11 protein-coding genes are annotated in these 10,630 nt (G+C 67.2%); 10 read left to right on the forward strand and 1 reads right to left on the reverse strand.

What is annotated here, in order from left to right; all coding sequences use genetic code 11:
• Positions 1-2: 2 nt before the first annotated feature.
• On the forward strand, positions 3-1,844 hold the full coding sequence (locus ACVOME_RS14225) for a glycosyltransferase family 39 protein (protein ID WP_065175955.1): 1,842 nt from the start codon (positions 3-5) through the stop codon (positions 1,842-1,844).
• Between the two features lie 17 nt (positions 1,845-1,861).
• On the opposite strand, the gene ACVOME_RS14230 is transcribed toward ACVOME_RS14225, so the two are convergent.
• Positions 1,862-2,431, reverse strand: a complete 570-nt coding sequence (locus tag ACVOME_RS14230) for a Maf family nucleotide pyrophosphatase (protein ID WP_197571487.1) — start codon at positions 2,429-2,431, stop codon at positions 1,862-1,864.
• Positions 2,432-2,544: 113 nt separating this feature from the next.
• Between ACVOME_RS14230 and ACVOME_RS14235 the strand changes: the two genes are divergently transcribed.
• The 9 genes from ACVOME_RS14235 (at position 2,545) to ACVOME_RS14275 (ending at position 10,507) form a co-directional block, all read left to right on the forward strand.
• Complete coding sequence (locus ACVOME_RS14235) at positions 2,545-3,054, forward strand: YceD family protein (RefSeq protein ID WP_049404889.1); 510 nt, start codon at positions 2,545-2,547, stop codon at positions 3,052-3,054.
• Positions 3,055-3,161: 107 nt separating this feature from the next.
• Complete coding sequence (gene rpmF, locus ACVOME_RS14240) at positions 3,162-3,356, forward strand: 50S ribosomal protein L32 (RefSeq protein ID WP_005408308.1); 195 nt, start codon at positions 3,162-3,164, stop codon at positions 3,354-3,356.
• A gap of 93 nt (positions 3,357-3,449) precedes the next feature.
• Positions 3,450-4,427, forward strand: coding sequence for a beta-ketoacyl-ACP synthase III (locus ACVOME_RS14245; protein WP_053519093.1), 978 nt, complete (start codon positions 3,450-3,452; stop codon positions 4,425-4,427).
• A gap of 75 nt (positions 4,428-4,502) precedes the next feature.
• Positions 4,503-5,285 carry a BUD32 family EKC/KEOPS complex subunit gene (locus tag ACVOME_RS14250; protein WP_065182460.1) on the forward strand — a complete coding sequence of 261 codons (783 nt, stop codon included), beginning with the start codon at positions 4,503-4,505 and terminating at the stop codon, positions 5,283-5,285.
• 188 nt (positions 5,286-5,473) lie between these two features.
• Positions 5,474-6,418, forward strand: coding sequence for an ACP S-malonyltransferase (gene fabD / locus ACVOME_RS14255; protein WP_263177719.1), 945 nt, complete (start codon positions 5,474-5,476; stop codon positions 6,416-6,418).
• Positions 6,419-6,500: 82 nt separating this feature from the next.
• Positions 6,501-7,244, forward strand: coding sequence for a 3-oxoacyl-ACP reductase FabG (gene fabG / locus ACVOME_RS14260; RefSeq protein WP_053519099.1), 744 nt, complete (start codon positions 6,501-6,503; stop codon positions 7,242-7,244).
• Positions 7,245-7,396: 152 nt separating this feature from the next.
• On the forward strand, positions 7,397-7,636 hold the full coding sequence (acpP, locus tag ACVOME_RS14265; protein WP_053519101.1) for an acyl carrier protein: 240 nt from the start codon (positions 7,397-7,399) through the stop codon (positions 7,634-7,636).
• Positions 7,637-7,778: 142 nt separating this feature from the next.
• Positions 7,779-9,041, forward strand: a complete 1,263-nt coding sequence (gene fabF, locus ACVOME_RS14270; RefSeq protein WP_053519103.1) for a beta-ketoacyl-ACP synthase II — start codon at positions 7,779-7,781, stop codon at positions 9,039-9,041.
• A 101-nt stretch (positions 9,042-9,142) separates the two neighbouring features.
• Positions 9,143-10,507 (forward strand): aminodeoxychorismate synthase component I, encoded by a 1,365-nt coding sequence (locus tag ACVOME_RS14275; RefSeq protein ID WP_053519105.1) that lies wholly within the window; start codon positions 9,143-9,145, stop codon positions 10,505-10,507.
• Positions 10,508-10,630: the final 123 nt, after the last annotated feature.

Genomic DNA, 10,630 nt, shown 5'->3' on the forward strand with positions numbered 1-10,630 from the left:
CAATGCAGGGCGAACAGCGCGCACGGACGATTTTTCTCTGGTTATGGACGCTGGTCACAGCGGCCAAGCTGGTGGTGGCCGCGCGCCTGCCACTGTTCGTCGATGAAGCGTTCTACTGGCAGGAAGGCCAGCACCTGGCGGCGGCCTATTCCGATCTGCCGGGCCTGACCGCGTGGATGGCGCGGCTGGGCGTGGAGATCGGCGGTCATCACGTGCTGGCCTTGCGCCTGCCGTTCCTGGCGATCGGTGCGTTGCTGCCCTGGCTGGTTTCGCGCATCGCCACGCGCTGGTTCGGTGCGGTGGCCGGTTGGCAGGCAGGCAGCCTTACTCTGCTGATGCCACTGTCGGCCACACTGGGTCTGCTGGCGGTGCCGGACGTACCCATGGCGCTGGCGGCCGTGCTGTGCCTGCACGCGGGTGCGCGCCTGCTGCACAACGTGGACGCATCGTCGGCGATGAAGCTGGCGTTGGGCCTGCTGATCGGTGCGCTCAGCCACTATCGCTTCATTGGTGTGATCGGCGTCGGCTTCATCGCGTTGCTGGCGTTGCCGCAGGGCCGGCGCATGCTGGCCGATCCGCGGGTCTGGGTCGCGCTGGCCATCGGTGTACTGGCCTGGTTGCCGTTGCTGGCGTGGAATGCGGACAACCACGATGCCGGGCTGAAGTTCCAGGTGGTCGAGCGCCATCCCTGGGCGTTCGAGTGGGGCGGGCTGTGGTTCCTGGTGATCCAGCCGATGCTGGTCACCCCCATCCTGTGCATCGCGATGTGGAAGGTGGCGCTGGCCGGCACGCGCAGCGGTGGTGGTGCGCGCGTGCAGTGGCGCTACTTCGGGCTGGTGGGCGGCGTATCGACGCTGGGCATCTTCCTGCTGGGCTTCTTCACCGATGTCGAGCGCATCAGTTTCCACTGGCCGCTGCCGGGCTACCTGGCGCTGCTGGTCGCGGTACCGGTGGTGCTCAATGGATGGCCGCGCTGGCTGCGCAGGACAGGGTGGTGGCTGGCAGGGCTGGGCATGGTGCTGGCGTTCGGCTACTACCTGATGGCATCCACGCCGGCACTGCGCGAGCAGATGGCCGGCAGCAAGTACTACCCGCGCAATTTCGCCGGCTGGGAGCCGTTGGCCGCGGCGGTCCGCGAGGAACTGCAGCAGATGCCGGAAGGCACGCGTGTCCTGGCCGGCAACTTCAAGGTGGGGGCCGAGCTGGGCTTCCAACTGGGCGATGGCGATATCGAAGTGTTGCCGCACCCGCTCAACGACAAGCATGGCCGCACGGCGCAGCTGGCGCAGTGGAACCTGGTGCATGCCGGTGAGCGCACCGCGCCCATGCTGCTGGTGCTGTCACCCAGCGACCAGCGGTACCGCGAGCTGCTGGACCGCTATCACGCGGTCTGCGAACAGGTGGGGCCGCTGCCGGCACCACGGATTGTCAGCAGTGACCACGGCTTCCAGCGCTTCCTGCTGTTCCGCCTGCCGGCGCAGCGCGCGCCGGGGCCCTGCGTGACGCCGGCGATGGCGTGGCTGGATGCGCCGTCCAATGGCGAGAAGGTGTCCGGCACGCTGGCGATCCGGGGCTGGGCCTTCAAGGACGGCGTCGGCCTGGCGCGCGTGGAGGTGCTGGTCGATGGCCGTTCGATCGGCGATGCACGCTACGGTCGCGAGTTCGACCTGCGCCCGGCCTGGCCGGACAGCACCGATCCGCAGCATCCGGCCGTGGGCTTCGATGCCAGCCTCGATACCTCCGTGCTGGCACCGGGCAAGCACTGGCTGGGCCTGCGCCTGTACGGCCACGACGGCAGCGTGGAAGCATGGCAGGAGCAGCCGTTCGTGGTGGAGAAGCGCTGAAGGCGCTACCCCGGGGCTCAGGGCACCCGGAATCCGGCCCTGCGCAGCACGCCGCACAGGGCGATCAGGGGCAAGCCGACCAGCGCAGTGGGATCGCGGCTGTCGATGGCTTCGAACAGGCTGATGCCCAGTCCTTCGCATTTGAAGCTGCCGGCACAGTCAAGGGGCTGCTCGGCAGCGACATAACGGGCGATTTCCGCGGCATCAAGATGACGGAAGCGCACTTCGGTCAGATCCAGCGCTGCGAAAGATTCTCCGTCCCGTGTGAGATTGAGGGCGGTGTGGAAGCGTACGGTGCGTCCGGCCATGGCCGCCAACTGCGCACAGGCGGCATCGACCGTGCCTGGCTTGCCCAGCGACCGGCCTTCCAGATCGGCGACCTGGTCCGAGCCGATCACCCAGGCGCCCGGGTGGCGGGCGGCCACATCGGCCGCCTTGGCCGCGGCCAGGCGTACCGCCAGATCCAGCGGGGCTTCACCGCTCAACGGCGTTTCATCCACCTCCGGGCGCGCGCACTCGAACGGCAGGGCCAGCCGCTGCAGCAGTTCGCGGCGGTAACGGGAGGTGGAGGCCAGGACCAGGGTCATGCAACAATACCGGGGCAGGGTGCGGCAGTCTGGCCCGGCCTGACTGCCAGCGGCAAGCCTCATGTGGCGGGCATTTGACAGCCGCCGCCCGGATCCTTAGTATTCAGCGGCTTATGTCCGCGAACGTGCCCGAAACGCTGGATGCCTGGCGGATGGTTGTAGCGCGAAGGCGCTTCGACGGTCAGGTGTCCCTGGCTGAATTGACCCGCCTGCAGGGGTTGGTCGCAGATACCGACGGCGAGTGCGTGTACTCGCTTGAGTTCGGTCGCGACGACGTCTTGCGGGTATCCTATGTGGAACTGACCATCGACACCGCGCTGCCGCTGACCTGTCAGCGCAGCATGCAGCGATTCCTGTTGCCGGTGAAGGTGACCCAGAGGCTTGGCCTGATCCGCGACGAGGACGAGGAATCGTCCCTGCCGGAGGAATACGAGGCGTTGCTGGTGCCGGAAGATGGCCAGCTGCGTCCGCTGGACCTGGTCGAGGACGAACTGGTGCTGGCGGTGCCGGTGGTACCGCTGTCACCCGACGGTGAAGCAGTCGACAAGGACTGGGCACCGAGCGAAGAAGAAACGAAGAAGGCCAACCCGTTCGCGGCGTTGGCGGCGTTGAAGAAACAATAGCAGCCGGTTGTCGTCGGCGGCTGCGGCGAAAGCGAAAAGTGTGCTGGGCGCTGGCGTCCTGTGCGACGAAACGACGAAGCAAAACGAACCGAGTTTGGAGCAATCCCATGGCTGTCCAGAAATCCCGTGTTACCCCGTCCCGTCGCGGCCAGCGTCGTTCGCATGACGCCCTGAGCGCCAAGCAGCTGTCGACCGACCCGACCACCGGTGAAGTGCATCTGCGTCACCACATCACTGCCGACGGTTTCTACCGTGGCAAGAAGGTCATCCAGACCAAGACCTCGGCCGTCGAAGAAGATTGATGTGCCGGGAAGGCCGCTGCCCGACGGGCAGCGGCCTTTGCCTTCTTTCCCCGGGCGTGCCGGTGATCGGCGGCCCGCGCAACAGGAAACATGATGAGCAAGCGGATCTACTCGAGGATCGCGGGCACCGGCAGCTATTTGCCGGAAAAAGTCCTGACCAACGCCGACCTGGAAAAAATGGTCGAAACCTCGGACGAGTGGATCCAGACGCGCACCGGTATTCGTGAGCGGCACATTGCGGCCGAAGGCGAGACCACCAGCGATCTCGGCTACCAGGCTGCGCTGCGTGCGCTTGAAGCGGCGGGCATCGACGCTTCCCAGCTCGACATGATCGTGGTCGGCACGACCACGCCTGATCTGATTTTCCCGTCCACCGCGTGCCTCATCCAGGCCAAGCTCGGTGTGGCCGGTTGCCCCGCCTTCGACGTCAACGCGGCCTGCTCGGGCTTCGTGTTCGCGCTGAGCGTGGCCGACAAGTTCATCCGTTCCGGCGACTGCAGGCACGTGCTGGTGATCGGCGCGGAAACCCTGACCCGCATCGTCGACTGGAACGACCGCACCACCTGCGTGCTGTTCGGTGATGGTGCTGGCGCCGTCGTGCTCAAGGCCGACGAGGAAACCGGCATCCTCAGCACGCATCTGCACTCTGATGGCAGCAAGAAGGAACTGCTGTGGAATCCGGTTGGCGTTTCGGCCGGTTTCAAGGACGGCGCCAATGGCGGCGGCACCATCAACATGAAGGGCAACGACGTGTTCAAGTACGCCGTCAAGGCGCTGGACTCGGTCGTGGACGAGACCCTGGCTGCCAATGGCCTGGACAAGTCGGACCTGGACTGGCTGATCCCGCACCAGGCCAACCTGCGCATCATCGAAGCCACCGCCAAGCGGCTGGAAATGTCGATGGACCAGGTCGTGGTCACCGTCGACCAGCATGGCAACACCTCGTCCGGCTCGGTGCCGCTGGCGCTGGACGCTGCGGTCCGCTCGGGCCGCGTCGAGCGCGGTCAGCTGCTGCTGCTGGAAGCCTTTGGTGGCGGCTTCACGTGGGGTTCGGCCCTGTTGCGCTATTGATAGTGCAAGTTACGACAACGTGAAGTCTGTCGTTGCGGCCCTCCGGGGCCGTAACGCGTTTAAGGAGGTCCTGTCATGGTTGAGCCCATCGTCATCGACGGGCAGCGCGCCTGGCTGAAGCAGTACGGCAAGGGAAGCCGAGCCATGGCCCTGGGCCTGCTCAATTTCGTCGCCCGCCGGTTCCAGCTGGACGCGCTGCGTCCGCCACCGCACCGGGGCGGTGACGCCGCACGCGAGGTCGAGGCCCGCCGCCTGGGTGAACTGCAGGCACAAGGGGTGAACGTGCCCGACGTGATCGGCAGCGGCCATGCCGCGCTGGTGATCGGTGACAACGGCAGCTCGTTCAACACCTGCCTGCGCGAGGCCGATGACGCCGGGCGGGACCGGCTGGTGATGGCCGCAATGCGGGCACTTGCCGAAGCACACAGCCGTGGCGCCTATTTCGGCCAGCCGCTGCCGCGCAATCTCACCTGGGATGGCGAGCGGGTCGGTTTCATCGACTTCGAGGAAGATCCGCTGGAAGTGATGGATCTGGCCGAAGCCCAGGCGCGCGACTGGCTGATGTTCGGCTATGGCGTGGCCAAGTACTACGCCGACCGGCCCGACTGCCTGCAGGCGATGATGGCCGAGGCGATCGGCACCGTGCAGGCGCCGGTACGCGAGCACGTGCACGCTGTGAGCGGCCGCCTGCAGCGCCTGGCCCGGGTCTGCATGAAGCTCGGACGCTCGGCGCGCACGCTGGCCCATTCGATCTTCATCGCGCACGGCGCCACGACCATGGGGGTGCTGATGGTGGTCGGGCTGTGCATGGACTTCTTTGCCGATGGCGAACTGGACATTCTGCAGTTGTTCTGCTGATTGCATCCGCCGGGCATGGCCCGGCGCTACCGGAGCCGTTCACCGGGCATGGCTTGGCGCTGCCGCAACCGTTCGCCGGCCCGGCATTGCTGGCGCGCTCCATACGCCCTGCATACGCGCACGTACAGACGACACGGCGGATTCACCCTTATCATGGCCCGCTTCGATTGCAACAAGCGGATGACCGCGTGACCGTATCCACCCTCGCTTTTGTCTTCCCCGGCCAGGGCTCGCAGTCTGTGGGCATGGTGGCCGAGCTGGCCGAGCTGCACCCGCAGGTGCGTGAGGCCTTCACCGAGGCATCCGATGGTGCCGGCGTCGACCTGTGGGCGCTGTCCCAGGGTGGCCCGGAGGAAATGCTCAACCGTACCGAATACACGCAGCCGGCCCTGCTGGCGGCGAGCATCGGCGTTTGGCGCGCCTGGAACGCCGTGGGTGGTCCGCGCCCGTCGGTGCTGGCCGGCCACAGCCTGGGCGAGTACACGGCGCTGGTCGCCGCTGGCGCGCTGAGCCTGCATGACGGTGCGCACCTGGTGCGCCTGCGCGGCCAGCTGATGCAGGACGCGGCTCCGGCCGGCGTGGGCGCCATGGCCGCCGTGCTCGGCGCCGAAGACCAGCTGGTGCTGGACGTCTGCGCCGAAGCAGCGGGCAGCCAGGTGGTGGTACCGGCCAACTTCAACTCGCCCGGCCAGATCGTGATCGGTGGCGATGCGGCAGCAGTCGACCGCGCGCTGGCGTTGCTGGCCGACAAGGGCGTGCGCAAGGCAGTGAAGCTGGCCGTCAGCGTGCCCTCGCATACCCCGTTGATGCGCGAGGCCGCCAACCGTCTGGCCGAAGTGATGGCCGGGCTGTCCTGGCAGGCTCCGCAGCTGCCGGTGGTACAGAACGTCGATGCCCAGGTGCACGACGGCGTGGATGCCATCCGCACCGCGCTGGTCCAGCAGCTGTACCAGCCGGTGCAGTGGACCGGTTGCGTGCAGGCCCTGGCCGCCCGTGGCATCACCCAGGTTGCCGAATGTGGCCCGGGCAAGGTGCTGACCGGCCTGGTCAAGCGCATCGACAAGGCCATCGACGGCCGTTCGCTGGCCACCCCGGGCGACTTTGAAAGCGCCCGCGAGGCATGGTCGGCCTGATCGCCCCTGTTCCTGTCGACCCTGCCAGTGGCCGCTGCACGCGGCGCGGGTGGGGCGGCTGCCCCCGTCTGAGGAAACCATCATGAGCAAGCCCCTGCAGGGTGAAATCGCACTGGTCACCGGCGCCAGCCGTGGCATCGGTGCCGCCATTGCCGATCTGCTGGCCGCCCAGGGCGCCACCGTCATCGGCACCGCCACCACCGAGTCCGGCGCTGCTGCGATCGGCGAGCGCCTGGCGGCCCACGGTGGTCACGGCCGCGCGCTGAACGTCACCGATGCCGCCGCACTGGACAGCGTGCTGGATGGCATCGCCAAGGAATTCGGCCCGATCTCGATCCTGGTCAACAACGCCGGCATCACCCGCGACAATCTGCTGATGCGCATGAAGGACGATGACTGGGCCTCGATCATCGACACCAACCTGACCAGCGTGTTCCGCACCAGCAAGGCGGTCATGCGCGGCATGATGAAGGCACGCAAGGGCCGCATCATCAACATCGCCTCGGTGGTGGGCGTGACCGGCAATGCCGGCCAGGCCAACTACGCGGCCGCCAAGGCCGGCATCATCGGCTTCAGCAAGTCGCTGGCCAAGGAGATCGGCTCGCGTGGCGTCACCGTCAACGTGGTCGCGCCGGGCTTCATCGACACCGATATGACCAAGGCACTGCCGGAAGAAGCGCGCACCGCGCTGATCAACGACATCGCCCTCGAACGCCTGGGTTCACCGGAAGACATCGCCCATGCGGTGGCCTTCCTGGCCAGCCCGGCTGCCGGCTACATCACCGGCGAAACCCTCCATGTGAACGGCGGCATGTACATGCCGTAAGCAAGGGGCGCACGGATTGCGCCGCAAGTGGTTGATCTGCGTGGATTTTTGCTGCAATGCAAGGGCGCGCCGGTTTCCACTACACTATCCCACGGCCATCGCCCTTGATGGCGACCACTTTTGAACCACAACTCCATCTGGAGCGAGATCCCATGAGCACCATCGAAGAACGCGTCAAGAAAATCGTCGTCGAACAGCTTGGCGTCAAGGAAGAAGAAGTCACCACCAGCGCATCGTTCGTCGATGACCTGGGCGCTGACTCGCTGGACACCGTCGAGCTGGTGATGGCGCTGGAAGAAGAATTCGAGTGCGAAATCCCGGACGAAGAAGCCGAGAAGATCAGCACCGTGCAGGCCGCCATCGACTACATCAAGGCCCACGTCAAGGCCTGATGTCAGACGGCAGTGCGCGTGCGGGCATCCGCCCGGCGCGCACCGCACCCCATGGGGCCGCTGTTGCGGCCCCGTGTGTTTGCGCATCACACCGAAGCAAACCGCGTTGCCCGAAAGCATCTTCGGGTCAGGAGAATCAGCAATGAAGCGTCGCGTCGTCGTAACCGGCCTGGGTATCGTCTCGCCGTTGGGCAATGATCTGGCCAGCAGCTGGGAAGGCATCACCCATGGTCGTTCGGGCATCGGTCCGCTGACCAACGTCGCCGATTCCTACCTGGAACGGTTCACCACCAAGATTGCAGGTGAGGTCAAGGGCTTCGACATCACCGCCGACAATGCACTGTTCGGCAAGTACCGGGTCAGCGGCAAGGATGCCAAGAAGATGGACCCGTTCATCCATTACGGCCTCGGTGCCTCGTTCATGGCCCTGCATGATTCGGGCCTGGAGATCACCGACGCCAATGCCGAGCGCATCGGCGCCATCGTCGGCGCCGGCATCGGCGGCCTGCTCGGCATCGAAGAGCAGACCATCGAATTCCACGAGGGCAAGAAGATCTCGCCCTTCTACGTGCCCAAGACCATCATCAACATGCTGCCGGGCCAGCTGAGCATCATCACCGGCCTGAAGGGCCCGTCGTTCTCGGCGGTTTCGGCCTGCGCCACCTCGAACCACTCGATCGGCACCGCCATGCGCATGATCCAGTACGGCGATGCGGACGTGATGGTGGTGGGCGGCGCCGAGCGCGGCTCCTCGCCGACCGCCGTGGGCGGCTTCTGCGCGATGAAGGCCATGTCCACCCGCAACGACGCACCGGAACAGGCCTCGCGCCCCTGGGACAAGGACCGCGACGGCTTCGTGCTGGGCGACGGTGCCGGCATCCTGATCCTGGAAGAGTACGAGCACGCCAAGGCCCGTGGCGCGAAGATCTATTGCGAGCTGGCCGGCTTCGGCGCCAGCTCCGACGCGTACCACATGACCGCGCCGAGCGAGAACGGCGAAGGCGCTGCCCGCTGCATGACCATGGCGTTGAAGGACGCTGGCCTGAATCCGGAACAGGTGGGTTACCTCAACGCACATGGCACCTCCACGCCGCTGGGCGACCTCGGCGAAACCATGGCGATGAAGACGGCCTTCGGCGACCACGCCTACAAGATGATGGTCAGCTCCACCAAGTCGATGACCGGCCACCTGCTCGGCGCGGCCGGCGGTGTGGAGGCGATCTTCTCGGTGATGGCGCTGCAGGACAACGTCATCCCGCCGACCATCAACCTGCAGGAGCCGGGCGAAGGCTGTGATCTGGACTACGTCCCCAATGAAGCGCGCCAGGCCAAGGTCGACGTGGTGATGTCCAATGGCTTCGGCTTCGGCGGCACCAACGGCACGCTGATCTTCAAGCGCGTCTGACCGGGTTGTCGCGTCGGGCCATGCTCGACCGGACGTGCTCCACGCACGAGGAAGCCGCCGCAAGGCGGCTTCCGTGTATCTGAATTCCCCTGCAGGCCACCATGACCCACGCCCCGCTGATCCACCCGCTGCCGCATCCGATCGATCTGCTGGCCCTGCAGCAGCAGGCGCCGGAACGTTTCCCGCTGCTGATGGAGTCCACCGCTTCCGGCACCGCGCAGGGCCGCTGGAGCCTGCTGTTGGCCGCACAGGGCGACACGCTGCGCCTGGATGCCGATGGTTGCGTGCGCGACCAGCAGGATACGGTGCAGCCCGGCAGCTTCCTGCAGGCGCTGGACCGCGCCTGGCAGCAGGCACGGCTGCCGCACGATGGCAGTCACAGCCTGCCGTTCCGCGGCGGCTGGGCCTTGATGCTCGACTACGAAGTGGCCAGCCAGATCGAGCCGGTGCTGCCGGCGCGTGCGCGCGATGATGGCCGGCCGACGGCACTGGCGCTGCGCTGCCCGGCGGCCGTGCTGCACGATCACCAGAACCACGCCAGCTTCGTCATCGCCGAAGCGGGCGAGCAGGCGCTGCTGGACTCGCTGGTGGCGCTGGCCGCGCAGGCGCTGCCGGAGGCGGGGCAGGGCTGGCAGCCGCCGCAGTCGGTCGGCGAAGACGCGCCGCAGCGCTTCACCGACGGCGTGCGCCGGGTGATCGACTACCTGCGCGCCGGCGATGTGTTCCAGGTGAACCTGTCGCGGCGCTGGAGCGCGCAGTTCGCCACGCCGGTCAGCCCGCAGGCCCTGTACGCACAGCTGCGCCGCGCCAACCCCGCACCGTTTGCCGGCCTGTTCAGTGCGTTTGGGCGGCACGTGGTCAGCTCCTCGCCGGAGCGGCTGGTATCGGTGCATGCCGGCCACGCGCAGACCCGGCCGATCGCGGGCACGCGCCCGCGTTTCGAGGGTGACGATGATGCCGCGCGCATCCAGGAGCTGGTCGGGCACCCGAAGGAGCGCGCCGAGCACGTGATGCTGATCGACCTCGAACGCAACGATCTGGGCCGCATCTGCCTGCCCGGCACCGTGGTGGTCGATGAACTGATGACGGTGGAGAGCTACGCCCATGTGCACCACATCGTCAGCAACGTCAGCGGCCATCTGCGCCCGGAGGTCACCCCCGGCGAAGTGATCGCCGCAACGTTCCCCGGCGGCACCATCACCGGCTGCCCGAAGGTGCGCTGCATGCAGATCATCAGCGAGCTGGAGCAGGTGCCGCGCGGTGCCTATACCGGGGCGTTCGGCTGGCTGAACCGCGATGGCGACCTGGACCTGAACATCCTGATCCGTACCGCCGAGGTGGACGGCCACGAGGTCAGTTTCCGCACCGGCGCCGGCATCGTGGTCGATTCGGACCCAGACAAGGAGCTGGACGAGACCCGTGCCAAAGCGCGTGGCCTGCTGCGCGCCCTGGGCCAGCAGGGGTAGGCGATCGACCCCCGCCGGGGGGGGGGGCGGGGGGCGGGAGGGGTGGCACCCCCCCCGCGCCCGGCGGGCGGGGGGGGGGGGGTGGGGGCCCCCCCGCGCGCGCCCCCACCCCCCCCCCCGCGG

The sequence above is a fragment of the Stenotrophomonas sp. STEN008 genome, from assembly GCF_056760435.1.